24 protein-coding genes are annotated in these 25,916 nt (G+C 73.4%); 13 read left to right on the top strand and 11 right to left on the bottom strand.

Annotated elements, in window-relative coordinates; translation table 11 throughout:
- Nucleotides 1-87 precede the first annotated feature (87 nt).
- The 5 genes from EES41_RS03525 to EES41_RS03505 form a co-directional block, all read right to left on the bottom strand.
- Nucleotides 88-504, bottom strand: a complete 417-nt coding sequence (locus tag EES41_RS03525) for a YciI family protein (RefSeq protein ID WP_123075567.1) — start codon at nt 502-504, stop codon at nt 88-90.
- A 129-nt stretch (nt 505-633) separates the two neighbouring features.
- Nucleotides 634-1,989 (bottom strand): carotenoid oxygenase family protein, encoded by a 1,356-nt coding sequence (locus EES41_RS03520; RefSeq protein WP_073777666.1) that lies wholly within the window; start codon nt 1,987-1,989, stop codon nt 634-636.
- 26 nt (nt 1,990-2,015) lie between these two features.
- Nucleotides 2,016-3,521, bottom strand: coding sequence for a DHA2 family efflux MFS transporter permease subunit (locus EES41_RS03515; RefSeq protein WP_123075565.1), 1,506 nt, complete (start codon nt 3,519-3,521; stop codon nt 2,016-2,018).
- Between the two features lie 96 nt (nt 3,522-3,617).
- Nucleotides 3,618-4,184 carry a TetR/AcrR family transcriptional regulator gene (locus EES41_RS03510; RefSeq protein WP_123075563.1) on the bottom strand — a complete coding sequence of 189 codons (567 nt, stop codon included), beginning with the start codon at nt 4,182-4,184 and terminating at the stop codon, nt 3,618-3,620.
- A gap of 64 nt (nt 4,185-4,248) precedes the next feature.
- Entirely contained in the window at nt 4,249-4,731 is a 483-nt protein-coding gene (locus EES41_RS03505) for a hypothetical protein (RefSeq protein ID WP_174261644.1), read from the bottom strand.
- A gap of 204 nt (nt 4,732-4,935) precedes the next feature.
- On the opposite strand from EES41_RS03505, the gene EES41_RS03500 reads away from it, so the two are divergent.
- The 4 genes from EES41_RS03500 to EES41_RS03485 all read left to right on the top strand — a co-directional run bounded on the left by EES41_RS03500 (nt 4,936) and on the right by EES41_RS03485 (nt 8,191).
- Nucleotides 4,936-5,541 (top strand): TetR/AcrR family transcriptional regulator, encoded by a 606-nt coding sequence (locus tag EES41_RS03500; RefSeq protein WP_216827238.1) that lies wholly within the window; start codon nt 4,936-4,938, stop codon nt 5,539-5,541.
- Nucleotides 5,542-5,629: 88 nt separating this feature from the next.
- Nucleotides 5,630-6,541 carry an SDR family oxidoreductase gene (locus EES41_RS03495; RefSeq protein ID WP_123082223.1) on the top strand — a complete coding sequence of 304 codons (912 nt, stop codon included), beginning with the start codon at nt 5,630-5,632 and terminating at the stop codon, nt 6,539-6,541.
- Between the two features lie 34 nt (nt 6,542-6,575).
- Complete coding sequence (locus EES41_RS03490; protein ID WP_123075561.1) at nt 6,576-7,304, top strand: SOS response-associated peptidase; 729 nt, start codon at nt 6,576-6,578, stop codon at nt 7,302-7,304.
- A gap of 8 nt (nt 7,305-7,312) precedes the next feature.
- Nucleotides 7,313-8,191: an NAD(P)/FAD-dependent oxidoreductase gene (locus EES41_RS03485; RefSeq protein WP_123075559.1), complete on the top strand. Its 879-nt coding sequence runs from the start codon at nt 7,313-7,315 to the stop codon at nt 8,189-8,191.
- Between the two features lie 29 nt (nt 8,192-8,220).
- Here the strand turns inward: EES41_RS03485 and EES41_RS03480 are convergent, their stop codons facing one another.
- From EES41_RS03480 to EES41_RS03460, 5 genes are all read right to left on the bottom strand, one after another.
- Complete coding sequence (locus EES41_RS03480; protein ID WP_123075557.1) at nt 8,221-9,858, bottom strand: phosphodiester glycosidase family protein; 1,638 nt, start codon at nt 9,856-9,858, stop codon at nt 8,221-8,223.
- Nucleotides 9,859-10,001: 143 nt separating this feature from the next.
- Nucleotides 10,002-11,267 (bottom strand): glycoside hydrolase family 16 protein, encoded by a 1,266-nt coding sequence (locus tag EES41_RS03475; RefSeq protein ID WP_123075555.1) that lies wholly within the window; start codon nt 11,265-11,267, stop codon nt 10,002-10,004.
- 251 nt (nt 11,268-11,518) lie between these two features.
- The gene (locus tag EES41_RS03470) at nt 11,519-12,073 is read right to left on the bottom strand and encodes a DoxX family protein (protein ID WP_123075553.1); all 555 of its coding nucleotides are present in this window, start codon (nt 12,071-12,073) and stop codon (nt 11,519-11,521) included.
- Between the two features lie 163 nt (nt 12,074-12,236).
- A complete protein-coding gene (locus EES41_RS03465; protein WP_123075551.1) occupies nt 12,237-12,842 on the bottom strand; it encodes an isochorismatase family protein in 606 nt (201 codons plus the stop codon).
- 122 nt (nt 12,843-12,964) lie between these two features.
- Nucleotides 12,965-13,948: a GlxA family transcriptional regulator gene (locus tag EES41_RS03460; protein ID WP_123075549.1), complete on the bottom strand. Its 984-nt coding sequence runs from the start codon at nt 13,946-13,948 to the stop codon at nt 12,965-12,967.
- 126 nt (nt 13,949-14,074) lie between these two features.
- Here EES41_RS03460 and EES41_RS03455 point away from each other — a divergent pair, with 126 nt between their 5' ends.
- The 3 genes from EES41_RS03455 to EES41_RS03445 are packed head-to-tail and all read left to right on the top strand — an operon-like array spanning nt 14,075 to nt 15,737.
- Entirely contained in the window at nt 14,075-14,542 is a 468-nt protein-coding gene (locus EES41_RS03455) for a hypothetical protein (protein ID WP_164495733.1), read from the top strand.
- A gap of 11 nt (nt 14,543-14,553) precedes the next feature.
- Nucleotides 14,554-14,769 carry a helix-turn-helix transcriptional regulator gene (locus EES41_RS03450; RefSeq protein ID WP_367995808.1) on the top strand — a complete coding sequence of 72 codons (216 nt, stop codon included), beginning with the start codon at nt 14,554-14,556 and terminating at the stop codon, nt 14,767-14,769.
- The gene (locus tag EES41_RS03445) at nt 14,766-15,737 is read left to right on the top strand and encodes an NAD(P)-dependent alcohol dehydrogenase (protein WP_123075543.1); all 972 of its coding nucleotides are present in this window, start codon (nt 14,766-14,768) and stop codon (nt 15,735-15,737) included. The genes EES41_RS03450 and EES41_RS03445 overlap by 4 nt, the downstream gene beginning before the upstream one ends.
- 45 nt (nt 15,738-15,782) lie before the next feature.
- On the opposite strand, the gene EES41_RS03440 is transcribed toward EES41_RS03445, so the two are convergent.
- A complete protein-coding gene (locus EES41_RS03440) occupies nt 15,783-16,991 on the bottom strand; it encodes a Gfo/Idh/MocA family protein (protein ID WP_123075541.1) in 1,209 nt (402 codons plus the stop codon).
- Between the two features lie 531 nt (nt 16,992-17,522).
- On the opposite strand from EES41_RS03440, the gene EES41_RS03435 reads away from it, so the two are divergent.
- The 6 genes from EES41_RS03435 (at nt 17,523) to EES41_RS03410 (ending at nt 25,884) form a co-directional block, all read left to right on the top strand.
- Nucleotides 17,523-18,797 (top strand): phenylacetate--CoA ligase family protein, encoded by a 1,275-nt coding sequence (locus EES41_RS03435; protein WP_123075539.1) that lies wholly within the window; start codon nt 17,523-17,525, stop codon nt 18,795-18,797.
- On the top strand, nt 18,794-20,221 hold the full coding sequence (locus tag EES41_RS03430; protein ID WP_123075537.1) for an MFS transporter: 1,428 nt from the start codon (nt 18,794-18,796) through the stop codon (nt 20,219-20,221). Before EES41_RS03435 ends, EES41_RS03430 begins: the two co-directional genes overlap by 4 nt.
- On the top strand, nt 20,218-21,354 hold the full coding sequence (locus tag EES41_RS03425) for a GNAT family N-acetyltransferase (RefSeq protein WP_123075535.1): 1,137 nt from the start codon (nt 20,218-20,220) through the stop codon (nt 21,352-21,354). Before EES41_RS03430 ends, EES41_RS03425 begins: the two co-directional genes overlap by 4 nt.
- A complete protein-coding gene (locus tag EES41_RS03420) occupies nt 21,351-22,508 on the top strand; it encodes an acyl-protein synthase (protein ID WP_123075533.1) in 1,158 nt (385 codons plus the stop codon). Before EES41_RS03425 ends, EES41_RS03420 begins: the two co-directional genes overlap by 4 nt.
- Nucleotides 22,505-25,018, top strand: a complete 2,514-nt coding sequence (locus EES41_RS03415; RefSeq protein ID WP_302186146.1) for an acyl-CoA reductase — start codon at nt 22,505-22,507, stop codon at nt 25,016-25,018. The genes EES41_RS03420 and EES41_RS03415 overlap by 4 nt, the downstream gene beginning before the upstream one ends.
- A gap of 128 nt (nt 25,019-25,146) precedes the next feature.
- Nucleotides 25,147-25,884, top strand: coding sequence for a TetR/AcrR family transcriptional regulator (locus EES41_RS03410; RefSeq protein ID WP_123075531.1), 738 nt, complete (start codon nt 25,147-25,149; stop codon nt 25,882-25,884).
- Nucleotides 25,885-25,916: the final 32 nt, after the last annotated feature.

Here is a 25,916-nt window from a genome sequence, read left to right as displayed (position 1 = left end):
GCCGTCACGTCCCGGCCGTCACGCGGGGCTGTACCGTCCGGGCCGTCACGTCCCGGCCGTCACGTCCGGGCGGTACCGTCTCGGCCGTCACGCCTCGACCGTCGGGCCCTCGTCGATCGGCTGGACGACGACGGGATACGCCGGGGCGCCCTCCGGGACGGGGCACAGGTAGGCCCGCGCGGCGATCTCGGCCGCCCGGGCGAAGTCCGCGACATCGACGATCCAGTAGCCGGCGAGCACCTCCTTGGCCTCGCCGTAGGGGCCGTCGGACACCACCGGGGTCCCGTCGGCGTCCGCCGTCACCAGCCGGGCCAGCCGGGGCGAGGCCAGGCCCGCGGCGTCGATCAGCTCGCCCGCCTCGGCGAGGTCGTTGTTGATCGCCTCCATGTGCGCGTACATCGCCTTGAGGTCCGCCTCGGACCACGCGGTCCCGCCCTCGCCGGCGGCCCCGCCCATGGCGGCGTAGTCCTCCTGCTTGCCGAGCACCATCAGCATGTACTTCATGGCGTGCCACTCCTTCTGCTCGTGGCCCTTCGGGGCCGTTCACACGAGACGTCGGAGGCCTCCCCCCATTCTCGACACGCCCCGGAGGGAAATCCCGCCGGGCGCGCCCGGCGCGCCCGGCGGCGGGGGTCAGGCGGTGGCGTCCGGGATCCAGGAGCCGTGGATCATGGCGGGGACGCGGCGCGGCAGGTGGATGGTGGCGACCGGCGGGACGGCCAGGTCGGTGGCGTCCAGGACCAGCAGCTTCGAGGCGTTCGCGTTCAGGTCGCTGACGACGGTCAGCAGGTACCCGGCGTCCTCGTCCGAGGCTCCCGCTCCCGCGGCGGGGACGAAGACGGCCTCGCTGGGCAGCTGTCCCGTACCGAAGGGGCGCAGCTGCCGGCCGCCGGTGGTGCGGTCGTACTTGACGAGCGCGTGGTTGCCGATGCCCAGGTCGTCGGGGAAGGAGAGGGCGTACTGGTAGCGGTGTTCGCGCCCGAGGAACTCCTCGTTGATGGTTGGGAACTCCACGGTGAGGTCGTCGGTCTGCTCCTCCTTGACGGACCCGACCGCCAGGTCCACCGTCCAGCGGCGGCCGCGGGAACCGGAGTTGGGCTCGGCGCCGCGGTCCGGGGCCCCGACCCACCAGTTCCAGGAGCGCTGCCAGCCCTCGCGGCCCACGGACGGGCCTTCGATGACGATCCGCCCGTACCTGTCCTCGTAGGCGTTGGCGAAGTGCATCCCGTAGCCCTGTCCGATCTCGAACCAGCGGATCTCGCGGGCCGCGCCGGCACCGCGCGACATCACCCCGATCCGGGCCACCTGGTCCTCGCTCCAGCCGTACGGGATGCCCGAGTGCTCGGCGGGGTCGAAGGTCACCGAGCCCTCCAGGAACACGACGCAGTGCTCGGTGAGGGCGAAGTCGTGCTTGAGGGCGGCGCTCGCCCCGGGGACCTCCTGGCTCTCCAGTACCCGCCCGTCCGCGGAGGCCACGTGGTGGATCAGGAACGGCGGGAAGGGGGAGGAGGAGAAGAAGTGCAGTTCGCCGGTGACCGGGTCCTCCTTGGGGTGGGCGGTCATCGCCGAGGTCAGCTTCCCGTCGAAGTCGTACGCCCCCACGGTCTCCAGATCGGCCGTCAGCTCGAACGGCAGGGCGGCCTCGCTGAGGGCGAGCAGCCGGCCGCCGTGCTCGATGACGTGGGTACCGGCGGTGCTGGCGGTCAGATCGGGCCCCTTCTCCGTCATGTACGGGGCGCCGTCGAGGGCGGGGGTGTGGACCCAGCGGTTGCGGTACCACTCGGCACGGCCCTCCCGGAGCCGGATCCCGTGGACCATGCCACTGCCCTTGAACCAGTGGGTGGGGGTGATGCCGGGCTTCGGGTTGTGGCTGTTGCGCAGGAGCCGGCCGGTCAGTTCGGGCGGCAGGGTGCCCTCGACGGTGAGGCCGGTGGCGGTGATCTCGTCGGCGACGGGGGCGTAGTGGCCGGTCAGGTAGGGCTCGTTCATGATGGTGCGCTCCTTCTATGGTGTGATCAACGGGTCTTGGCGGAGGTGTCGGGGGAGTGCGGCAGGGGGTCCGCGCCGGCGGCGTCCCGCTCGGGCCGCGGTGCGCCGCGGACCAGGAGGCGGCTGAGGACCGCCGCGGCGCCCAGGACGGCGGCGGAGACGAGGAAGGCGGTGCGGTACCCCTCGGTGAGGGCCGCGGTGTGCGGCAGTGCGGTGGCTCCGGCGGTACGGGCGGCGGCGAGCGTCCCCAGGACGGCGAGGCCGACCGAGCCGCCGATCTGGCGGGTGGTGTTGACCAGGCCGCTGGCCAGCCCCGCGTCCGCCGGCCGCACCCCGCTGACGGCGGCGCCGGTGAGCTGGACGAACGCCATGCCGAGGCCGAGGCCGATCAGGAGGATGGGGCCGAGCACATCGGTGAGGAAGGTGCCGTCGGCGGAGATCCGGGCGAGCCAGAGGAGTCCGACGGCTTGGATCAGCAGGCCCGCGACGAGGGTGCGGTACGCACCGACGCGGCGGGTGAGGGCGGGCGCCAGCGCCGATCCGAGCATGTTGGCCGCCGCCAGCGGGAGTTGGGCGAGCCCGGCCTCCAGGGGGCCCGCTCCGAGCACCTGTTGCTGGTAGAGCGGCAGGAAGAAGAACAGGCCGACCCAGACCGAACCGAGCAGCGTCATGACGAGGTTGGCGGGGCCGACGGAGCCCTGCGAGAAGATCCCGAGCGGCAGCAGCGGGTCGGGGTGGCGCCGCTCGACGAACACGAACAAGGTGAGCAGGAGGGCGGCGGCGCCGAAGGCACCGAGGACCAGCGGGTCCGTCCAGCCGGAGCGGCCGGCGGCCGTGAGCCCGTACACGAGGGCCACGAGTCCGGTGGTGACGGTCAGCGCGCCGGCCAGGTCGAGCCGTGCCGGAGCCCGCTCGGTTTCCTCCAGGCCGCCCGGGACGAGGCGCAGCGTAGCGAGGAGCACCACGGCCGCGCCGATGGCGGAGGCGTGGAACACCCAGGGCCAGCCCAGGGTTTGGGTCAGGACCCCGCCGAGTAGGACCCCCGCCGCGCCGCCCGCCCCGGACACGGCGCCCCAGACGCCGAGGGCCCTGCCACGGGCGGGCCCCGGCGGATGGAGCCGCATGACCAGGGAGAGGGCGGCGGGGGCGATGGCGGCGGCGCCGACCCCTTGGGCGGTACGGGCGGCGACGAGCGTCCAGGGGGTGCTCGCCAGCCCGGCGGCGAGCGCCGACACGGCGAAGAGGAGGAGGCCGGCCAGCAGGACGCGCCGGCGGCCGAGGAGGTCGGCCGCCCGGCCGCCGAGCAGCAGGAGGGCTCCGAAGGCGAGCCCGTAGGAGTTGACGACCCAGGACATGCCCGCGTCGGACAGTCCGACCCCGTCGCGTACGGAGGGAAGGGCGACGTTCACGATCGAGGTGCTGAGCGCGACGGCGAACTGCGCGGAGGCGAGCACCGCGAGGATCGCCGCGGGCCGGGCGACCGCTCGGGGGCGGGTGGTGGCCTGCCCGTGGGCGGGCGGTGTGCTGGACATCGGTGCTCCTCTGTGTGTGGTTGACCACTCACTCTTTTGCCCAAAAGGAAGGCGGTCCGTGGTCCGGGATGCCCCGGCCGACGTCCGCCGTCCCCGTCAGTAGTGCCGGACCCCTGCCGAGAGGGTCCGCGACCAGGGTGCGTCCACGTCCTGGACGTCGAGCGACACCAGCAGGTGGCAGAGCATGCCGGTCGCGAAGAACCGCTGGATCTCGCTCTCCGCGGCGCCCGACGCGCCGCGCACGTACTCCACCATGCGGGCGTATCCGGTCCGTACGGCCTCGCGCACGGCGGCCTCGGACACGGCCGCCGCCTGGGCGTGGGTCAGGACGAGGAGCAGGTCCTTGTCCGCGATCAGGCGGGCGTACGTATCGCCCATGGCGTACAGCACGGCCTCCGGGGCGCTGCCCCGCGACTGCGCGGCGCCCTCTTCGAGGCTGGCCCGGACCCGGGAGAAGCAGTGCTCCACCACCGCGGTGAAGAGTGCCTCCTTGTTCGGGAACAGCCGGTAGACGTACGACTGGGAGATGCCGGCGGCCTTGGCCACCTCCGTGGTCGTCGTGCCGAAGTAGCCGCGCGCCGCGAAGGCGCCGATGGCCGTCCGCAGGACGGTCTCGCGGCGCTCCTCGGCCGAGGAGAGTTGTCGTCGTCGTTCCGTGTTCATGTGAGTAATAAACCACTCACACTTCTCGGTGTCAACGCGCGCCGCTGCCCGTCAAGGGGCTCGTTCAGGGGAAGAGCTTGAACGTCACGTCCTTGGGCACGGGGGCCGGCGCCGCGTCGGTGTAGAGGAGCCGGATCGTCGTGAACCGCTGGACGTCGGGGTGGTCGGGCCAGGGCTTCGGGTTGCTGAGGGTCACGGTGACCGGGTACGGGTGGAAGCGGCCGGCCGCGCAGTACGGGCGGCAGTCGTTCACCAGGTTGGTCCCGGTGGCCGTCGCGTTCCTCGATCCCCACTTGTCCCACTGGAGCCGGACGAGACGGCTGTTGCCGTCGCCGCAGGCCAGCAGGTACTCCTCGGGCTGTACGTGGGCCTTGGAGAAGCAGTCGAGGATCACGACCGGCTCCGGCTCCGGGGCGATCCGGGTCTGTGCGGAGGCGGGTACGGTGCCCGCCGCCAAGGCCGCGGCCGCGCAGAGCAGGAACGTCGTGCGGGCCCTGGGCCGGGATCGGAGTGGGGGAGCGAAAGCGCCGTCTCCTGCAGCGTCCATGAGACCTCCTCGTGCGGTCCGTCCCGCCGTCGGTGCGGCGATCATGCCCAGCTTCCCCCATCCGGGCGTACCCCGCACCCGCTGAGCCGACGGAGCCCGTGCGGCACGGGCCGCGGCCGGTCCTTGTCCTGCCCTTGCCCGAAGGCGCATCGGCCGCTTTAATAAATGAACAGGCAGTTATTAATTGATGAGGGAGTGGTGGCCGTGGTCGGACGTCCGCGAGGGGTCGAAGACGCGGTGATCCTGCGGGCGGCGACCGAGGTGCTCGGGCGGGTCGGCCCCTCGGGTCTGACCCTCGCCGCGGTCGCCCGGGAGGTCGGGCTGGTGCCCGGCACCCTCGTGCAGCGCTTCGGGTCCAAGCGGGGGCTGATCCTGGCCCTCGCCGACCAGTCGGTGAAGGACGCGGACGCGCTGCCGGACCGGGTGCGCGGGGAACACGAAGCCGCGCTCGGGGCGCTCGCGGCCCTGATGACCGAGTGGACGGCCCCGCTGGACGCACCGGAGACCTTCGCCAACCACCTGGCCGCCCTGTGCGCGGACCTCACGGACCCGGAGCTCCACGCGCGGGCCCTCGACGTCCACCGGGCCCAGCGCCGGGCGATCGAGCGGCTGCTCGCGGAGGCCGCCGCCGGGGGCGAACTGCGCGCCGGGGCGGACACCGCCTCCCTCGCCGGAACGGTGCAGGCCATCGCCGCCGGGGCGGCCCTGAGCTGGGCCCTGGACCGCCGGGGCACCCTCGCCGAGCGGGTCCGGCACGAGCTCGACGCCGTACTGGGCCCCCACACCGCGGCCGGTGACCGAAACGCGTGACCGCCCGGAGCCGGCCGCGAACGAGAACGCGAACGAGGACGAGGGCACGAGCGTGAACGTGAACACGAACGGGGACGAGGGCACGCACATGACGATCGGGACACCCCCACTCGCCGGGAAGGTCGCGCTGGTCGCCGGCGGCACCCGGGGCGGCGGCCGCGGCATCGCCGTCCAGCTCGGCGCCGCCGGCGCGACCGTGTACGTCACCGGCCGCAGCAGCACGGCCGGGCGCTCCGACCTGGACCGCCCGGAGACCATCGAGGAGACCGCCGCGCGGGTGACCGAGGCCGGCGGGCTCGGCATCCCGGTCCGCACCGACCACGGCAACCCGGCGGACGTCCGGGCCCTGACCGAGCGGATCGCGGCCGAGCAGGACGGGCGGCTCGACGTCCTCGTCAACTCCGTGTGGGGCGGCGACCCGCTCACCGACTGGGAACACCCGCTGTGGGAGCAGGACCTGGAGCAGGGCCTGCGCCTGCTGCGGCAGGCCGTGGAGACCCACGTCATCACCAGCCGGTACGCGCTCCCGCTGATGGTCGCCCGGGGGAGCGGTCTGGTGGTCGAGGTCACCGACGGCAACACGGCCCGCTACCGGGGCTCGTTCTTCTACGACCTGGCGAAGTCCGCGGTGATCCGGCTCGCCGTCGCCCAGGCCGCCGAGCTGAAGCCGCACGGCGTCACCGCCGTGGCCCTCACTCCGGGGTTCCTGCGCTCCGAGGCCGTGCTGGAGCACTTCGGCGTCACCGAGGCCACCTGGCGTGACGGCGCGGCCAAGGACCCGGACTTCGCCCACTCCGAGAGCCCCGCGTACCTGGGCCGCGCCGTCGCCGCGCTGGCCGCCGATCCGGACGTCATCGCCAAATCCGGCCGCGCGCTGGCGACGTGGGACCTCTACGAGGAGTACGGATTCACCGACACGGACGGGAGCCGGCCCGATTTCGCCGCCCACTGGGCCGAGCACCTCGTGGAGCGGTTCGGGCCGCTGGGCGACCCGTTGTAAGCGCTCCGTCGAGCGGGAGTGGGAGAATGGCGCCATGTGCGGCCGATATGCCTCTTCCCGAGCCCCGGGCGACCTCGCGGACCTGTTCCGGGCCCAGTGGGACAGCGACGAGACCCTGGCCGCGAGCTGGAACGTGGCCCCGACGGACCCCGTGTGGGCCGTCACCGAGCGCCCCGACCACAACAGCGGCGAGGTGGAGCGCCGGCTGCGCGCGGTGCGGTGGGGTCTCGTGCCGTCGTGGGCGAAGGATCCGGGCGTCGGCTCCCGCATGATCAACGCCCGTGTGGAGACGGTGCACGAGAAGCCGGCGTACCGCCGGGCCTTCGCCAAACGCCGCTGTCTGCTGCCGGCGGACGGCTTCTACGAGTGGGTGCCGGTCCCCGCCACCGACACGGCCAAGGCCTACAAACAGCCGTACTTCATCACCCCCGAGGACGGCGCGGTGATGGCGATGGCAGGCCTGTACGAGTTCTGGCGCGACCCGGCCGTACCGGACGCGGACGCCCCCGAGGCATGGCTGATCACGGCCACGATCATCACCACCGAGGCCACCGACGAGGCCGGCCGGATCCATCCCCGGATGCCCCTCGCCCTGCACCCGGACGACTTCGAGGCCTGGCTCGACCCCGCCCACCAGGACACCCACGACCTGCGCGCGCTGCTCCACACCCCCGCGGACGGCCGCCTGCGGGCGACCGCGGTGTCGACTGCGGTCAACAGCGTCCGCAACAACGGCCCCCAGCTCCTGGAACCCGCGGCCTAGCATGGCGGTTGACGCGGGCGCGGACCGGGGCGCGGACCTGGACGTGGACGTCGGAGGCCGAGTGCGCGGGGGTGCGCGTACACCGCTCCGCGGCCGTGAGCTCGGTCCACGAGGACGCCGACGGCGTCACCGTACGCTCCGACGCCCTCGAACCGCTGCGCGCCCGCTGGGTGGTGGCGGCCGACGGCGCGGCGAGCACGCTCCGCGCCCTGTCCGGTACGCCGTTCCGCGGCCGTACCTACGCCGGTACGTGGCAGCTCGCCGACCTCCGTGTCGAAGCCCCCTCGCTCGACCCGGCGCGCGTGCACATGGTCGGCGGCCCGCGCGGCCTCCTGGTGGTGCTGCCGATGCACCTCGACGGGTGGGCCCGGGTGGTGCTCCACCTGCCGGACGGCCCCGCGCCCGGCGGCGCGGCCACCCCGGCGGCGCTCGCCGCCGAAGCGGCGGCCCGGGGATGGACGGCTGCCGTCCGCGAATGCCGCTGGACGAGTACCTTCCGCACCGGGCGGCGCCTCGCCGCGGACCACGGGAGCCGACGGGTGCTGCTGATCGGCGACGCCGCGCACGTGTGCAGCCCGGTCGGCGGCCAGGGGCTCAACCTCGGCCTGCGGGACGCCGTTTCCCTCGCGGCCGCGCTGCCCCGCGCGGCCGACGCCGAGGGGCTCGCGGCCTGGCGCCGCGCCCGCCGCGCCGACGCCCTGGGCGTACTCGCCCGCACCGACCTCGCCACCCGCGCCTGGACCCTGCGCTCGGCCCCCGCCCGGGCCGTACGGGACACCGCCCTGCGCGGCGTCCTCACCACCCCGGCCGGGCGCCGGCTCCTCGCCGAGTCGGTCGCCGGCCCCCGCCGGAAGCCGCAGGGCGGGGACCGGCAGACGCTCGGGTGAGCGGCCGGCCCCGACCCCGGCCCCGTGCGTCAGCGGCCGGCCGCGTTCGGACGTACCAGCAGGACGTTGCTCAGCGACCGCTGGCCCGTGGTGTCCGAGGGGCGGTTGACGATGCCCGAGCCGGTGGTGACCATCACGCTCGATCCGCCGCCGTCGAGGTTCAGCGCCTCCCGGGCGCCCAGCGACTTCATCAGCTCCGCGCCACCCGTGATGCTCAGGCCCGAACTCCAGCCGACCTGGCGGCCGTCCACGACCACCAGCAGGAGGCGGCCCTGGTCGTCGACGCCGACCATGGAGCGCGGGTTGCCGCGGACCACCCAGTTGTAGGTGTGCGTCTGGTCGATCCCCTCGCGGATGATCCCGTCGCCGACGGCGTTCACCGAGACGAGGCCGTCCCGGACCAGCGTCGGGCCGACCTGGAGGATCGTGGTGTCGGCGGTGAGCGGGACGTCGTGCCCGCCGCCGTCCAGGACGCGCTGCGTGATCCCCAGCCGGGCGCCGGTACGCGCGTGCCCGATCAGCCACTGGGCGCCCTCGCCGATGCCCTGGATGGTGGAGCCGCCCGCGGGCGGCTTGGCCCCGCGGGTGCGGTTCACCGCGGTCACGCGGTCGTCGCGGTCCAGGACCACCTCGGCGCCCGCTCCGGTCGGCGGGGTGGTCCAGTCGGAGGTGAAGCGGACGAGCTCGCTGTCGTCGGTGCACTTGAAGTCCTGCTGGGGGTGCTCGGTCGGCTGGTCACCACCGACGCCCCCGCAGTTCCAGATCTCGCCCGGAATCCGGTTGATGCCGTCGATCTCCCGGGTGGCGCCACCCGCGCTGACCGTGATCCGCGTCGTATACGTGTCGACGTCCAGCTCCCGCCCGCCGCGTGCCATCCGGACCCCGCCGCGGCCCTGGGTGGCGGCGCTCAGCAGCCGGCCGTCCTTGACGTACAGGCCGAGCGGCGCGCCGCTGTCCGCGGACCACTGGGCGTTGATGCCTGCCAGCGCGCGGGTGCCGGTCACCAGGTCGGTCAGGTGCTCGGTGGCGTCGACGCTCGGCCCGAAGTCGCTGTCGACCCGGCCGGTGAACTGCTTGAAGTCCACGCGCAGGACGAAGACCCGCTGGAGGGCCTCGGGATCCGTGCCGTCCTGGGCCGTGTACCGGTTCTCCCCGGCGAACCCGGCCCTGGCGAGCCCGGCGAGCACGTCCGCCGCAGCGGGCCGGTCGGCGTACCGCCCGACCCGCACCGTCCAGCCGAGCGTGCCGGCCGGGCGGTCGGCGTAGGCGGGAGTACGGATTTCCTCCACTCGGGGGGCGTAGCCCTTGGCCCGCAGGGCCGCGGCCAGCCGGTCGGCGCGGGCCTTGGGCCCGAGGGCGGCGGTGGCTCGGTCGTAGGGGCCGCCGTCGGTCAGGGGCTGGTTGACCTGGACGGTCCAGGCGTCGGCCGTGTTGGTCCGGCCGACGACGAGGGAGGTCTCGGTCACCCCGGGGGCGATCACGGTGGAGGTGGCCGACCGGGTGAGCGGGAGCGCGGGGGAATCGGGGCCGGCGGCCGTCACCGGGCGCCCGGCCGCGGCCGGCCGTGCGGCGGCCCCGGTGGTCGGTACGGTGCCCAGCGCGGTGAACGCGCAGAAGGCGAGGACGGCGGCGGCGGACGAGACGGCGAGGTGCGTCGACTTGCGCATACGGCTCTCCCTGGGGGTGAGGAGGTGCGTCCCCCCAGTGCAGGCGCGGTATGTGGCGCGTGCAGCAACGCAGCTTGCTGCGCGCGTGAATTCCCCGGGTACCCGACGGCGCGCTCGACGGCGCCGCCGGGCGCTGCGGCGTCCTACGCCGCGGTCACCGTCCACTTCTGGTTGGCGGCCCCGGTGCAGGTCCAGATCTGCAGCCGGGTGCCGTTGGCGGAGCCGTTGCCGACGGCGTCCAGGCACTTGTTCGCCTGGGGGTTGACGATGTCGCGAGCCCCGCTCACGACCCACCGCTGGGCGGCGGTGCCGTTGCAGTCCCACAAGCGCACCTGGACGCCGTCGGCCGTTCCCCCGGAGGCCACGTCGAGGCACTTGCCGAGCGCCCTGACGGTGCCGTCACCGGCGACCGTCCACCGTTGCGCGGCGGTGCCGTTGCAGTCGTAGAGCTGGACGGGGGTGCCGTTGTCCGTGGCCGCCCCGGCGACGTCCACGCACTTGCCGCCGACTCCGGTGATCGCAGCGCCGGTCGTGGGGGCGTCGGCCGTCGAGACGCGCACGTGGTCGACGACGAGCTGCCGCGGGAACTGGGTGCTGCCGTCGGGGTCGCCGGGCCAGTAGCCGCCGACCGCCAGGTTGAGGATGAGGAAGAACGGCTTGTCGAAGGCCCACGCGCGGCCGCCGAGGTCGGCGGGCGTACGCGTCTGGTAGACGGTGCCGTCGACCGACCAGGTCACCTTGTTCGGGGACCAGTCGACGGCGAAGGTGTGGAAGGCGTCGGCGAAGGCCTGCCCGCCCGGCAGCGAGTATCCGGCGCCGATGCCGCCGGACCCGGAGTAGCCCGGCCCGTGCAGGGTGCCGTGGACGGTCCCCGGTTCGAAGCCGACGTTCTCCATGACGTCGATCTCGCCCGAGGCGGGCCACCCGACCTGGCCGATGTCGTTGCCGAGCATCCAGAACGCGGGCCACATGCCCTGCCCCCGCGGCACCTTCATCCGGGCCTCGACGTGTCCGTACCGGGTGGTGAACTTGCCGGCGGTGTTCAGCCGCGCCGAGGTGTACTCGCACCGGCCGTACCAGCACGCGTAGTTCGCCGGGTTCTCGCGGCGGGCGGTGATGACCAGGTGCCCCTGGCCGTCGAGGGCGGCGTTGCGGTTGCCCGCCGTGTAGTACTGCCGCTCGTGATTGTTGACGTTGTCGCCGGTCTCGACCTGCCATTTGGCGCCGTCGACGGCGGAGCCCGCCGGGCCGTCGAACTCGTCGGAGAAGGTGATGGCGGCGGCCGGGACCGCGGCGGCGTTCCCGGCCGGGGGCTGGACGGCTCCGGCGATGCCGGGGGCCAAGGAGACGAGGGCGAGGGCCGAAACGGCGAACGCGGACACGAGCCGTGGGAGACGGGAGCGGTTCACGACTCTCCCTTCCTGGTGTGGGGGACGAGGAGCGGTCCAGTCATGCTCATGACATATCAGATCCTGCGCAGGGCCGGGGATGAGCATGCCGACCGCTTTGTTTCACCCATGATTTAAGAGCTGAGCTAAGTGACCGTCAAGGCTCAGGTCTGGACCAGTGTGACGCGAGGGACCGGAGCGGCGCCGGGGCAGCGCGGCGGCGCCGGCATCCGGGCCGCGGCGCCGCCCCGGCGCGATCGGTTCGCGATCGGTCAAGAGTTCCTGTGGCCGTCGGCCGAGTCCGCCTCCGAGCGTTCGGCGGCGGCGAGCGACGCGATGCGCCGATTGACGACGACGGTCGCCGCGGCCGCGCTGAGCGCGAAGGCCAGCACCACGAGGCCCGGCCGGTCCAGCCTGTGTCCCGTGGCGTGATCGAGCGAGTAGCGCCCCGGCCCCGACACGCCCAGGGCGGCCGCGACGAAGCCGAGGAAGGCGGGGTACTCGAAGCCGCCGCCCTGGGCGAAGAACCCGGCGGGTGCGTGCACCGACACGGCCCCGGCCATGGCCCCCGCCGCGGCGGCGCCCGCGGCCGGGGTCGCCAGCCCGAGGATGAGCAGGGCGCCGCCGCCCGCCTCGCCGAGCCCGGCGGCGATCGCGCTCTCCCGGGGCGGCGTGAAGCCCATGTGCTCCATCATCTTGGCCGTGCCCTCGATGCCGCCTCCGCCGAACCAGCCGAAGAGCTTCTGCGCACCGTGCGCGACGAGCACGCCGCCGGCTCCGAGGCGCAGGGCGAGCAGCCCGAGGTCCTTGCGCTGGGTGAAGGACATGAGGTCAGGCCTTTCCAGGAGAGCGGGTAGCGAGATCCGCTCCCCAGCCTCACGCGGGAGGGCCGGGCGCGCACGCGGGACGCCGCCGCCGGAAGTGCCCGGCCCGGGCGCCGGGTGTACGGACGGCGGCGGACGGCCCCGGTGAGCGGTACCCGGCGGGCGGTCAGGCGCCGAGATCGCCGACGGTGGGGGCGATGGGGCCGAACAGGTCGCCGATGGTGGTCAGGGCCGCCGTCTGGAGGGCGGCGGCGGTGACCACCGTGCCGTCGGGGGCGGTCAGCGGGCGGGTGGCGGTGGCCTCGGCCACGACGGTGGGCCGGTAGCCGAGGGAGAAGGCGCCCTGGGCGGTGAAGGTCACGCACATGTGGGTCATGAAGCCGGCCAGGACCAGCTCGGTTCCGGATCCCAGCTCCCGCAGGGTCTTCTCCAGGTCCGTGCCGTGGAAGGCGTTGGGGAGTTCCTTGACCACGACGGGCTCTCCGTCGACGGGGGCGACTTCCGCGCTGATGGCACCGATCTCGGCGCGGATGTCGTACGGGGTGTTCTCGCCGCCGTCGTTGACGACGTGGACCACCGGGGTGCCGGCGGCCCGGGCGGCGGCCAGCAGTCGCGCGCCGGCCGTGAGGGCCGCTTCGGCACCTTCGAGGGCCATGACGCCGGTCCGGTAGGTGTTCTGGAAGTCGATCATGATCAGGGTGCTGTCGGCGAGCCGGGGCAGCTGGTTGCCGAGGCCGATCACGTCACGCAGGGTCGTGGAAGCGGTGGTCATGGGAGGTGTTCCTTTCGACGGGGGAAGGGCATGGCGAAGCAGGGAAAGGGCATGGCGAAGCCGCACGGCGGGCGCGCGTGCCCAGGGTGAAATCAGTGGGCGGTGAGTCAGTGGGCGGTGAATCAGTGGGCGGTGCGGAAGCGGCGGCGGTAGGCCGCCGGGCTGGTGCCGATCTGCTTGCGCAGCGCCCGGTGCAGGGTTTCCACGGAGCCGAACCCGCAGCCGGCCGCGACCTCGTCCAGGGCCTGGTCGGTGCTCTCCAGCAGGCGCCGGGCCGCCTCCACCCGGGCGGCTTCGACGTACGAGGCCGGGCTGGTGCCCGTCTCCTGGCGGAACACCCGCGCGAAGTGGCGCTCGCTCAGGCACATCCGCCCGGCCAGCGCGGCGGCTGACAGATCGCCGTCGAGGTGGTCGGCGATGAACATCCGCAGCTCGTCGATGTCCCGGCGGGAGGCGGGCGGCCGGCTCAGCGGGACCGAGAACTGGCTCTGGCCGCCTTGCCGCTTGAGGTACATCACCAGCTGCCGGGCGACCGCCAGCGCGACCTCCTCGCCGAGGTCCTCGGCCACCAGCGCCAGCGCCAGGTCCATGCAGGCGCTGATCCCGGCCCCGGTCCAGACCTTCCCCGACCGGACGAAGATCGGGTCCGGGTCCACGGTCACCGCCGGATGGTCGGCGGCCAGCTGGGCGGCGGTCGACCAGTGGGTGGTGGCCGTCCTGCCGTCGAGGAGCCCGGCCGCTGCGAGCAGGTGCGCGCCGGCGCAGACCGAGGCCACCCGGCGGGCCTGCGGGGCGGCCCGCTTCACCCACTCCACGACGTCCCGGTCGATCCGGGCGACCGGGCCACCGGGGTGCATGTCCACCGCGCCGGGCACGAGCAGCGTGTCGAGCACCCCGCCGACCTCCGCGAAGGAGAGGTCGGCGACGAGCCGTACCCCGGCCGAGGTGGCGACCGCGCCGCCCGCGCGGCCGGCGAGCTGCACCCGGTAGCCCGCCGTGCCCCCGGTCTCCCGGTTGGCCAGCGCGAAGACCTCGGCGGGGCCGGTGACATCGAGGAGGTCGACGTCGGGGAAGACCGCGATGACGACGCGGCGGGTAGCGGGCATGCGTCCATCCTCACCGTCACCGGTGATGGCCGCAATGACGGCGTTCTGTCAGATCCGGACACCGGCCCTGACGCTCGGCGGTGTATGAAATTCTTGACATCGTGTTCGATCGCTTTTACATTTCCCATGTCAAAGTTGTTTTACATGGGAGTGGGTGCGGACGTGGCCTTCCAGGAGAAGCGCGCGTGGATCATGGGGGTGGTGGCCATCGCCGGATACGCCGTCTACCTGGCCGTCGTACTGGCCAGGTCCGGCGGTGGCATGCCTCTCGCAGAGGTCGCCTACATCGCGCCCCTGCTGTGGACGGTCGGGGGAGCGATCGCCGTCTCCATCGCGCTGAACATCGCGGTCGCGATCGCCTCGCCCGGCGAAGCCGACGCCAAGGACGAGCGCGACAAGGAGATCGCCCGCCTCGGTGACTACACCGGGCAGTCCTTCCTCGTCATCGGCGCCGTGGCCGCGCTGGCTCTCGCCATGGCCGAGGCGGACTACTTCTGGATCTCCAACGCCATCTACCTGGGCTTCGCGCTCTCGGCGGTGCTCGGCTCCGCCGTCAAACTCGCCGCCTACCGGCGGGGGTTCCAGTCGTGGTGAAGCCGACCGGCATCACGAACCGGATCCGCGTGCTGCGCTTCGAGTACGCGGAGATGACCCAGGCCGACCTGGCCGAACGCATCGGTGTGACCCGTCAGACCGTGATCGCCATCGAGAAGGGCCGCTACTCGCCCTCCCTCGAAACGGCGTTCAGGATCGCCCGCGTCTTCGCGGTGCCGCTTGAGCAGGTCTTCCAGTACTCCGACGAAGAAGGGACGGCGCCGTGAAGGCGATCGTGCAGGACAGGTACGGCCCCAGCGAGGTCCTGGAACTCCGGGACATCGAGACGCCGAAGCCCGGTCCGGGGGAGGTGCTGATAGCCGTCCGGGCGGCCGCCCTGGACGCCGGGGTCTGGCACCTGATGAGCGGTCAGCCGCCGCTGCTGCGGCTGATGGGGTACGGGCTGCGCGCGCCCAAGGTCCGCGTGCGCGGCCGGGAGGTCGCCGGGCGCGTGGAGGCCGTCGGCGACGGCGTGAGCGGACTGCGCCCGGGGGACGAGGTGTTCGGGATCTGCGAGGGCTCCTTCGCCGAGTACGCGATCGCCTCGCAGGACAAGCTCGCCCTCAAGCCCGCCGGCCTGCCCCTGGAACAGGCGGCCGCGCTGTCCATCTCCGGGCTCACCGCGCTCCAGGCCCTGCGCGACGCGGGCCGCGTCGAGCCGGGCCGGCGCGTCCTGGTCATCGGCGCCGCCGGCGGGGTCGGCACCTTCGCGGTCCAGCTGGCCAAGGCCCACGGCGCGCACGTCACCGGAGTGTGCAGCACCACGAAGACGGAGCTGGTGCGCTCCCTGGGCGCGGACGAGGTGATCGACTACACCCGTGAGGACTTTGCCGACGGGGACCGGCCGTACGACCTGATCCTCGACACCGCCGGCAACCGCACCCTCACCCACCTGCGGCGGGCCCTGACCCCGCGCGGGACCCTCGTCCTCATCGGCGGCGAGAACGGCGGCCGCTGGCTCGGCGGCATGGACCGGGTGCTGCGCGCCGTCCTGCTGAACCCCTTCGTGCGCCACAGCCTCAAGCCGTTCATGGCCTCGGAGTCGAAGGCGGACCTCGACGTGCTGAGGCAGCACGTCGAGGCCGGCACGGTGACCCCGGCGATCCAGCGGACCTGCCCCCTCGCCGAAACGGCGCAGGCCATCGACCAGCTCCACCGGGGCGAGGCCCGCGGGAAGATCCTGATCGTGCCCTGAGCGCGGGGGCGCGGACCCCGGCGCGCGGTGCTCGCGCCGGGCGTCCTACGCCCCGGCCGGGCCGGAGGCTCGGGACGGCTGGCCGGACGCGAAGTACGCCGCGAGGCCCGGATCCAGCGGGGGCACCCGGCGCGGGACGCCGCCGGCGCGCAGCGAGGCGGTGGCCTCGCAGCCCGCCGCGACCGCCATCCGGGCGGCGACGGGGGAGGTGTCCGTGGCTCCTCCGTCGCGTACGAACCGCAGGAACTCGTCGATCAGCAGCGGGTCGGCGCCGCCGTGGCCGCCCTCGTCGGTGGCCGAGGGGACGGGGTGGGTCTCGTCCGGCTCGGCCCGGTAGCCGGAGCGGCGGGTGTTCCAGCCCCGGATCTCGCCGCCGGGCCCGTCGCCGAAGTTCTCCAGCCGGCCCGCGTCACCGATGACGGTGTAGTTGCGCCAGTAGTCCGGGGTGAAGTGGCACTGCTGGTAGGCGGCGAGCACCCCGTTGCCGAGCCGCATGTTCAGCAGGGACACGTCCTCGACGTCGATGACCGGGTTGAGGGCGCGCTGCGTCCCGGCCGGCCAGTGCCCGTCGGTCGTGTACCAGTCGTCGGTCTTGGGCTCGCCGGGGGCACGGCGGTGCGGGATGTCCCCGTAGACCATCAGGTCGCCCATCGCCTGGACGTCCTCGGCGTAGGAGCCGGCCAGCCAGTGCAGCACGTCGATGTCGTGGGCCGCCTTCTGTAGCAACAGGCCGTTGGAGCAGCGGCGTTCGGCGTGCCAGTCCTTGAAGTACCAGTCGCCGCCGTAGCCCACGAAGTGGCGGATCCAGACCGTCCTGACCCGGCCGATCGCGCCACGGCCGATCAGGTCGCGCATCAGGCGGACCACCGGCATGTGCCGCATGTTGTGGCCGACGTAGAGCCGGGTCCCCGTCTCGTGGGCGGTGCGCAGGACCTCGTCGCAGCGCTCCACGGAGATGTCGAGGGGCTTCTCGACGAAGACGGGCCTGCCCGCGCGCAGGGCCTGGCAGGCGAGGTCGGCATGGGTGTGGTCGGGGGTGAGCACGAGGACGGCGTCGACGTCCCCGGCTCCGACGACCTCCCGGTGCCCGGCGACGACCCGCGCGCCGGGAAAGTCCGCCGAGGCCCGCGCGCGGGCCCGGGGGTCGGGGTCGGCGAGGACGGCGACGACCGCCCCGCGGCCCGGCCGGTGGGCGGTACGCGCCAGACTGCCGCGCAGCCCGTACCCGAGAACGCCGATGCGGATGTCGGTCATGAGCGGCTCCTGCTCGTGTACGGACCTGCCACCCGCCCCACGCTATTTCGGGAGCCCCGCCGCCGCGCTCCGCTTCGTACGGGCTTCACCCCAGGAGGTGACCCACGAGGCCCGCCGCGCTGCCCAACTGCCGCGGAGGGCCCCGCACCTCATTCCTAAACGGTCCGTTAGTGATTCTGGTCTCGCCCCCGCCGTTTCGCCCCTGAGGCAAATCCCGGTGCTCTTCGCCGAATAACTCTGCTGTTCAGTGCAGGAGTTGCTCTTTCCGCTCCTCCGGACAGCCGATCGATTTCGGTCGGGTAGGCCGAAACTCGGCTGTGTTTGGCCGGAGACGGGGGCGTTCGATTTGGCAGTGCGTTGCATTTGTCTCATCATGTGAACAGGCGTCAGGCCGGGATCCGTCGCGTCAACTCTGCACGAGGAATGCATTGTTGACCGATCAACCGGCAGGGGAAGTGTGAGTACCGCCACACCCCGGTTCGTCGCCTGCACCCGACTAATTCGACTCTCACCGTTCTAGGTAAAGGCAGCATGCCCGTCCAGCGTTTTTCAGATCTCGTGCGCTTCGCCCGTGACTGTTCCCCTTTCTATGCCGACCTCTACGCCGACCTGCCGCCCCAGGTGGACCGGCTCACCGATCTGCCCGTGGTGGATCAGGACGCGTTCTGGGCAGCCAACACCCTGCACGACAACCGGGTGCTGACCGCCCCGCTCGCGGAGGCCGTCGCGTTCAAGACGGGCGGAACCACGGGGACACCGCGTTTCTCGTACTACACCCGCGAGGAATGGCAGGAGTTCGTCACCACCTTCGGCGCCGGCCTCGTCGACGCGGGACTGCGGCCCGGCCATCGGGTCGCCGACCTCTTCTACGCGGGCGAGCTCTACGCCAGCTTCCTCTTCATCCTGGATTCGCTCGCCAACGCCCCCGTCGCCAACGTCCGGCTGCCCATCGGCGGCGGCGCACCGCTCGATTCGACGCTCTCCACGATCGAAGACTTCGCCGCGCACGTCGTCGCCGGTACGCCGACCACCCTCTGCCGCCTCGCCGAGCACCTGATCTCCCTGGGCCGTCAACTGCCGGGCGTCGAGCTTTTGTTCTTCGGCGGTGAAGCCCTCTTCGCCGACCAGCGCCGCCTCCTCGCGGCCGCCTTCCCCCATGCCGAAGCCCGCTCGCTCGGCTACGCCAGCGTCGACGGCGGCCTCCTCGGCCGGCCGGTACCCGGCCCCGACACCCGCACGCACCGGGCGTTCACCCCGCAGACCATCGTCGAGATCCTCGACGAGACGACCGGCGAACCGATCCACGAGCCGGGCCGCCCCGGGCGGGTCGTCGTCACACAGCTCTTCCGCCGCCTCATGCCGGTCATCCGCTACCCCGCGGGCGACCGCGCGGAGTGGACCGACACCGGCGCGGAGGGCGGCACCTTCCGGATCCTGGGCCGCGCCGAGGAAGGCGTCCGCGTCGGACCCGTCTCGCTGTACTGGCAGGACGCCACGGACGCCGTCGCCAAGGCCGACTTCGAGGGCCGCGTCACGGGCATGCAGCTCGTCGTACGCCGCTGGGACGGCCGCGACGGCCTGGTGCTGCGCCTGGCCACCGCCCCCGGCCAGGACCCGGCCGGCCTGGCGGGCTGCGCCGAGGAGGTCGTCACCGGGCTGAACGCCGCCCGGCCGCTCTACCCCGACAGCATCGCCGCCGGGTACGTCCACCCGCTGCGCGTCGAGTGGGTCCGCCACCGCGACCTGGTGGTCAACTCCCGCTCCGGCAAGCTCGTCCGCGTCATCGACGAGAGGCCCACGGCATGACCACCCCGACGCCGGCCGCCGGTCGCCGGCTCCCCCTCGTCCTGCGCAACCGCGCCTTCGGAACCGTATGGCTGGGCCAGGTGCTCACCCAGGCCGGAGTGCGCATGTTCCAGGTGGGCACCTCCTGGTGGCTCATCGGCTACGCCGTCTCCGGCGACGGCGGCTTCGCCGCCGGGCTGTTCATGGCCGTCAGCACACTGCCCGCCGTGGCCCTCGCCCCGCTCGTCGCCCGCGCCATCGCCCGTACCGCCCACCGCTCGCTGCTGCGCACCGCCGCCGGCGGCGCGGGAGCGGCCGCCGCGGCGCTGGCCGGCTGGGCCTGCGTGAGCGACCTGCCGGTCGCCGCCGCCTACGCGGCCGCGCTGGCCCTGGCGACCTGCCAGGCCTTCTTCGACCCCTGCCTGACCACCTCCGTACCCGAACTCGTGGACGACGCGGACATCGAGGCCGCGACCGGCTTCGAGCTGTCCACCCAGTCACTGGCGAGCCTCGGCGGCGCCCTGCTCGGCGCCCTCGTCGTGGACGAGGCCGGGATGGCCGGCCTCGCCGTCGGCTGCGCCGTCGCCTACACGGCGGCCGCGCTGCTGATCGCGACCGTACGCTTCCGCACCCCGGCCGAGGCCCTCCCCGGCGCCGACGGCCCGGAGGAGGAGAGCCCGGAGGAGGACGGCGGCGACGCCGCGCGGGCGCCGCGCCGCACGCTGCGGCAGATCCTGGGCGCGATGCCGTACGTCCGTGCCATCCTGCTCTGCTTCACCGCGGCCAACCTCTTCACCACGGCCGTCTTCGTCGTCATCCCCCTCTACACCGCCTCGGTGCTGCACGGGGACGGCGGCACCATCGCCCTCCTGGAGGCCTCGCTCGGCGTGGGCACGCTCATCGGCTCCGTCACCGGGGCCCGGGTGCCCGGCCGGCCCACCGCGGTCGGCTCCGCGCTGCTGGGCGCGATGGCCGTCGCCCTCGCCGTCCCCGGCCTGATCGCCGCCCGGCCCGTCATCGCGGGCGCCCTGCTCGTGGCCGGCTGGTGCGTCGGAGTGATCGGCGTCCGCTTCGTGGCCCTGTTCCAGCGGCTGGTCCCGGCCGCCGACAAGCCCGCCTTCTTCGCCGTCATGCAGGCCGTCCTCGGCTCGACCTTCCCGGTCGCCTCGCTGCTCTTCGGCATGCTCGGCGACCACCTCTCCGCCCAGACCCTGTGTCTGATCCAGGCGGCCGGGCTGGTGCCCGCCGCCCTCGCCCTGGCCCTGCTGCCCGGGCCCGCGCACTCCCGCACGCCGGACGGCTCACCGCGGACCGACCCCCGGCCCGGGACCGAGAACGAGACCGAGCCCCAGTCCGGGACCGAGAACGAGGGCGAGGGCGAGGGCGAGCCCCAGCCCGGAACCCGGCCGGAGGCCGAGACCGCCGCCCCGGGAGGCGCGCGATGACCGCCACCATCGAGCAGGCCACCCCGGCCGACATCGCCGACCTCCGCCAGCTCTACTACGCCGTCTACGGGCCGCACTACCCCACGGCCCTCGGCACCGACCCCGCCGAGATGTCCCGTCTCATCCAGGACGCGCACACCCTCTGGCTCGTCGCCCGCTGCCCCCGTACCGGAGCCCTCGCCGGATCCGCCGCCATCCACAGCGAGGCCGGCAGCCGCGTCGGCCGTCTCGAAGGGCTCGCCGTCCACCCCGACCAGCGCGGAACCGGGCTCGCCGGGCAGCTGACCGAGGCCCTGTGCGCCGGCACCCTCGACGCCGGCGTCCTCGACTCGGTCTACGCCACCGTACGGACCGTCAGCGCCGGCCCCCAGCGCGTCGTGACCCGCAACGGCTTCCGCCCGCTGGGCATCCTGCCCAACGCCGTGGAGCTCAGCAGCCGCGAAAGCCTCGCACTCTACGCGCGTCACTCGCCCGGAGTACTGGACCGCCGGGTCCCGGTCGCCGAGGTCCCCGCCTCCCTGCTGCCGCTGCTGCGGACCGCCGGGGTGAGCCTGGACATCAGCTACGCGGACACCCGGCCCACACCGTCGCCGCCGGCGCCCACCGGGTTCGCACCGGCGCCGCTGGAGATCATCGAGGCCCCGGCCTTCGTCCGCCGCCGCTTCCGGGCGCAGTTCCCCGACACCGGGCGCTGGTTCTACCCGCTGCACACCCCGAACATCCTCCTCACCCCCGAGGACGGCTCCTTCGAGGTGTACGCGTACCTCAACCGCACCGGCGGGTACTGCGCCCTGGTCACCGCCCACCCCGACCCGGCGGCCGCCGCCGGCTGGCTGGAGCCGGTGACCCGTACCCTCACCCGCGCCGGAGCCGGCTACGTCGAGGCGCTCGTCCCCCTGGAACAGCACGCCGCGCTCTCGGCCTTCTCCGCCCAGGGCTTCATCGCCGGAGCCCTCTACCCGGCCATGCGCCGCGACGGGGACGGCTTCCACGACTACGTCGTGATGTCCCGCACCACCGAGCACATCGACTTCCGCGGCGTGGTCGTCGACCCGCCGCTCCAGCCCTTCCTCGATTCCTATGTGTCGGCCTGGGCGTCGACGCATCTGCCCGTACGTGAGGTTGCTTCATGACCCCCTCGAAACCCCATCTCGCCCCCGTCGACGTCCCCGACGCCGCGGCCCTCGGCCGGGTACAGGAACTCTGCGACCTGACGCTGCCCTACACCAGCGGCCCCGCCGAGGAGGAGCTGTTCACCGCCGCCATGGCGGAGATCAACGCCTGGCACCACGACCGCTCCCCGTTCTTCCGCGCCCTCCACGACGCGGAGCGCCAGGACGCCCCGTACCGGGCGCCCCTGGTGCACGCGAACTTCTTCAAGCGCCACGAGGTCCTGTCCATACCCGAGGACGAGGTCCACCTCCACCTGACCTCCTCCGGCACCACCGGACAGAAGTCGCAGATGTTCTTCGACGAGTGGACCATCCGCTCCGCGCAGCGCATGGTCGCCCGCATCTTCGACCACAACGGCTGGATCACCCCCGACCAGCCGGTCAACTACCTGCTCTACAGCTACGAGCCCGCCCGGGACCTCAACCTCGGCACCTCGTTCACCGACAACTACCTGTGCGACTTCGCCCCGGCCCGGCAGGTCGAGTACGCGCTGCGCAACACCGGCAACGGGCACGAGTTCGACCCCTTCGGCTGCGTCGCCGCACTGCGCCGCTTCGCCGAGGACGACGTCCCCGTCCGCATCCTCGGCTTCCCCGCCTTCCTCTGGTTCACCCTGGAGCGGATGCGCGCCCTCGGCATGGCGCCGCTGGAGCTGCCGGAAGGCTCCCTGATCATCCTCGGCGGCGGCTGGAAGGGCCACACCGACCGGCAGATCGGCAAGCACGAGCTGTACGCCCGGGTCACCGAGCAACTGGGGGTCCCCTCCGAGCGGATCCGGGACACCTTCGGCTCGGTCGAGCACTGCATCCCGTACATCGAGTGCTCGCACCACAACCTCCACGCGCCCGTCTGGTCACGCGTGTTCATCCGCTCCACCCGCACCCTGGAGCCCCTCCCGTACGGCGAGCGCGGCTACCTGCACCTGGTGTCCCCGTACATCACCTCCGTACCGGCGCAGAGCGTCGTCATGGGCGACCTGGCCTCGCTCCACCCGGGGGAGGAGTGCGGCTGCGAGCTGACCACCCCGTGGTTCACCATCCACGGCCGCGCCGGCGTCAGCCGCAACCGCAGCTGTGCCGTGGCCGCCGCCGAACTGATGAAGGGAATGTCATGACCGACACCACCACCCACCACCACTACTGGCAGGGCACCTTCATCGGCGACGAGGAGGCCGCCCGCCGCCTCGCCACCCTGCCCGCCGCCGTCGAGGCCGTGCTCGCCGCGCCCCTGGACACCGAGACCGTCCTGGCCGCCTGCGACGCCCTCTCCCACGCCCTCGCCGACCCCGCCCACCCCGTACGGGCCCGCCTCGCCCCGCACCTGCCCGCCGGCGGCGAAGCGGACACCGAGGAACTCCTCGGCGAGCTCGCCGCGTTCCTCGGCCGCGGCGCGCTCACCCGCAAACTCCGCCGCGAACTGGGCGGCACCGCCCCGCAGCGGCTGAACCGGCCCGACGCCAAGGAGACCGTCTACGAGGCCTGGGCGCCCGTCGGCCTGGTCGCCCACATCGCCCCCGGCAACGCCGCCACCGTCGCCCCGCTCAGCCTCGTCGAGGGGCTCCTCGCCGGCAACGTCAACGTCCTCAAGACCAGCGGCGCCGACACCCTCCTCGCCCAGCACCTGCTCGCCGAACTCGCCGCGCTCGACCCGACCGGCGCCCTCGCCGAGCGCGTCATCGTGCTCCGCTTCCCCTCCTCCCGCGAGGACTGGCTGCGGCTGATGTGCGCGCCCGCCGACGCCGTCGCGGTCTGGGGCGGCGAGGCCGCCGTCGAGGGCGTCGCCGCCCACGTCCCGGCCGGCTGCCGACTGGTGGAGTGGGGGCACAAGATCTCCTTCGGCTACCTCACGGCCGACGCCTGGGCGGACGAGAGGGCCCTGGCCGGCCTGGCCGAGGACATCTGCCTCTTCGAGCAGCAGGCCTGCTCCAGCCCCCAGGTCGTCTACCTCGACACCGAGGACACCGGCGAACTCCACGCGTTCGCCGACCGCCTCGCCGCGGCCCTCGCCGCGCGGCCGGCACCCGCCGAAGAGGAGCTCGACCCGGCCGAGTACGCCGAGCTCACCACCACCGAGCACCTCGCCCGGCTGGAGGAACACCTCGGCTTCACCCGCGTCCTCGCCGCCCCCGACGGCACCTGGCGCGTCATCGCCGACACCCGCCCGGCGCTGACCGCCTCACCGCTGCACCGCACCGTCTGGGTCAAGCCGCTGCCCCGCAAGAACCTCATCGCCACGCTGCGCCCCATGCGCCGCTACCTCCAGACGGCGGGCATCGCGGGCAGCCGCACCGACATCGCCGAGCTCTCCGCGCTGGTCCTGGCCGCCGGCGCCACCCGTGTCACCCCCCTCGGCGCCATGACCGCGGGATACGCCGGGGAACCGCACGACGGCGTCTACGCCCTCCAGCGCTACAGCCGCCGCGTCGCCGTCCAGACCGACGCGCGCTTCGCCGCCACCGCCTGCCTCGACGACCTCGCCCGCCCGGTGGCCTTCCCGCGCCCCGCCGGGCCGCTGCTCGACAAGGCCGCCGTCCAGGACCTCAACCGAGGCGTCGACCGCGGCGACGCCGAACTGTACTTCCGCAGCGGGGGCAGCACCGGCACCCCCGCCCTGTCCCTCTTCACCTACGACGACTACGACACGCAGATGCACGCCGCCGCCCGCGGCCTGCTCGCCGCCGGCTACGACCCGGCCCGCGACCGCACCGCCAACCTCTTCTACTGCGGAGGCATGTACGGCGGGTTCATCAGCTTCTTCTCCATCCTGGAACGCCTGGGCGGCGTGCAGATGCCGATGGCCGCCGGCCCCGACCACCGGGCCACCGCCGAGATGATCGTCGCGTACGAGGTCGACACCCTGTTCGGCATGCCCTCGTACCTCTGGCAGCTCCTCCACGAGGAGGGCGAGCGCCTGCGTTCCTACGGCGGCCTGCGCAAGATCTACTACGGCGGCGAGCACTTCACCGAGGAACAGCGCCGCACCCTCACCGAGAGCTTCGGCATCGAGGTCATCCACTCCATCACCTACGGCAGCACCGACCTCGGCCCCCTCGGCTACCAGTGCACCGAGAGCAGCGGTGGCGTCCACCACCTCCACGCCGACCTGCACACGCTGGAGATCCTCGACGCCGACGAGGACCGCCCCGTCGCAGCGGGGGAGACGGGCCGGCTCGTCTTCACCACCCGCGCCCGCCGGGGCCAGCACCTCGACCGCTACGTCATCGGCGACCTCGGCCGCGCCCTGCCCGGCCGTTGCGCCTGCGGCAGCCACGCCCCGCGCTTCGAACTGCTCGGCAGGCTCGGCGAGGTGATGCGGGTGGCGACGTACTTCCTCAACTACCGCCGCTTCGTGGCCGTGGCGGAGGAACGACTGCGCTACGTCGGCGAGATGCAGGCCGTCCTGACCGGCGGAGCCGCCCGGGAGGCCCTCACCCTCCGGATGGAACGCACCCACGCCCCCGAACCGGCCGCGGCGCGCGAGGCCTTCCTCGCCGCCTACCCGGAGGTGCGCTCGGCCGTGACGGAGAACCTGCTCGACTTCACCGTCGAGTTGGTGGACGGAGCCGCCCTGGAGCGCACGCCGACGAGCGGAAAGCTGCGGGCCGTGGTGGACCGCAGGCGCTGACCCGCCGGGGCGCCCGGGCCAGTTGACCTGCGCCCGGCCGTGCCCGGGGATCACCGCCGATCCCCGGGCACACCGATCCCCGGGCACAGGGCCCCCGGGACTTCGTCGCCGACAGGTACGGTTTGGCCATGGATCTTTCCGGAACACACGCTGCCGACGAGAACACCGCCCGGCCGGCGGAGGTCAAGGCCGCCGCGCGCCGACTCCTGGTGGAACTGGGCGCCGGAGGGCTGTCCCTGGACGCCGTCGCCCGGGCCGGCGCCATGACCGTCACCGAGGTGGAGAGCGCCTTCCCGCACCGGGACGACCTGCTGACCGCCCTCGTCGTCGACGCCTACGACGACTCCGCCGCCGCCATGGAGCGGGCCGACGGGGCCGCCGTCGCCGCCGGGGCGTCGGCGGGCGCCCGGCTCCTCGCGGTGACCCGCGCACTGCGCGCCTGGTCCTTCGCCAACTCCGGCGAGTTCACGCTGATCTACGGCTCGCCCGTGCCCGGCTACCACGCCCCGCAGGACACCGTCCCGCCCGCCTCGCGGACCCCCGCGGTGCTGGCCGGGATCGTACGGGCCGCGCTGGAGGCCGGTGAACTCACCCCGCCCCGGCGGGCGGTGCCCGGGCCGCCGCTGCTCCGGCCCGAGGCCGTGGCGCTCTTCGGCGGTGTGCCGGAGGCCCCGTTCTCGGACCTCGTCGAGCGCGGCATCGTGCTGTGGAGCAACCTGATCGGTCTCCTGGTGTTCCAGGTCTTCAGCCGGACCCACGACAGCGTCCGGGACGAGGCCGCCTACTTCGACTTCGCCATCGCCGTGGCCGCCGAGTCCATCGGGCTGGAGGTGCCCTCCGGTCCGAAGGACACCCCCACCGGCTGAGGCCGCGGCGGGCCTCCACCCGCCGCCGCCCC

The sequence above is a fragment of the Streptomyces sp. ADI95-16 genome (genome assembly GCF_003721495.1).
Taxonomy (GTDB): domain Bacteria; phylum Actinomycetota; class Actinomycetes; order Streptomycetales; family Streptomycetaceae; genus Streptomyces; species Streptomyces goshikiensis.
This window is presented reverse-complemented; position numbering and strand designations above follow the sequence as displayed.

Bases quoted from the DNA above. Each gene is read 5' to 3' on its own strand.
- EES41_RS03430 (WP_123075537.1), top strand. From the start codon at position 18,794: ATGACCACCCCGACGCCGGCCGCCGGTCGCCGGCTCCCCCTCGTCCTG.
- EES41_RS03505 (WP_174261644.1), bottom strand. From the start codon at position 4,731: ATGGACGCTGCAGGAGACGGCGCTTTCGCTCCCCCACTCCGATCCCGG.
- EES41_RS03515 (WP_123075565.1), bottom strand. From the start codon at position 3,521: ATGTCCAGCACACCGCCCGCCCACGGGCAGGCCACCACCCGCCCCCGA.
- EES41_RS03480 (WP_123075557.1), bottom strand. From the start codon at position 9,858: ATGCGCAAGTCGACGCACCTCGCCGTCTCGTCCGCCGCCGCCGTCCTC.
- EES41_RS03425 (WP_123075535.1), top strand. From the start codon at position 20,218: ATGACCGCCACCATCGAGCAGGCCACCCCGGCCGACATCGCCGACCTC.
- EES41_RS03455 (WP_164495733.1), top strand. From the start codon at position 14,075: ATGTCAAAGTTGTTTTACATGGGAGTGGGTGCGGACGTGGCCTTCCAG.
- EES41_RS03495 (WP_123082223.1), top strand. From the start codon at position 5,630: ATGACGATCGGGACACCCCCACTCGCCGGGAAGGTCGCGCTGGTCGCC.
- EES41_RS03490 (WP_123075561.1), top strand. From the start codon at position 6,576: ATGTGCGGCCGATATGCCTCTTCCCGAGCCCCGGGCGACCTCGCGGAC.
- EES41_RS03470 (WP_123075553.1), bottom strand. From the start codon at position 12,073: ATGTCCTTCACCCAGCGCAAGGACCTCGGGCTGCTCGCCCTGCGCCTC.
- EES41_RS03410 (WP_123075531.1), top strand. From the start codon at position 25,147: ATGGATCTTTCCGGAACACACGCTGCCGACGAGAACACCGCCCGGCCG.
- EES41_RS03440 (WP_123075541.1), bottom strand. From the start codon at position 16,991: ATGACCGACATCCGCATCGGCGTTCTCGGGTACGGGCTGCGCGGCAGT.
- EES41_RS03525 (WP_123075567.1), bottom strand. From the start codon at position 504: ATGAAGTACATGCTGATGGTGCTCGGCAAGCAGGAGGACTACGCCGCC.
- EES41_RS03435 (WP_123075539.1), top strand. From the start codon at position 17,523: ATGCCCGTCCAGCGTTTTTCAGATCTCGTGCGCTTCGCCCGTGACTGT.
- EES41_RS03520 (WP_073777666.1), bottom strand. From the start codon at position 1,989: ATGAACGAGCCCTACCTGACCGGCCACTACGCCCCCGTCGCCGACGAG.
- EES41_RS03420 (WP_123075533.1), top strand. From the start codon at position 21,351: ATGACCCCCTCGAAACCCCATCTCGCCCCCGTCGACGTCCCCGACGCC.
- EES41_RS03415 (WP_302186146.1), top strand. From the start codon at position 22,505: ATGACCGACACCACCACCCACCACCACTACTGGCAGGGCACCTTCATC.
- EES41_RS03460 (WP_123075549.1), bottom strand. From the start codon at position 13,948: ATGCCCGCTACCCGCCGCGTCGTCATCGCGGTCTTCCCCGACGTCGAC.
- EES41_RS03510 (WP_123075563.1), bottom strand. From the start codon at position 4,184: ATGAACACGGAACGACGACGACAACTCTCCTCGGCCGAGGAGCGCCGC.
- EES41_RS03465 (WP_123075551.1), bottom strand. From the start codon at position 12,842: ATGACCACCGCTTCCACGACCCTGCGTGACGTGATCGGCCTCGGCAAC.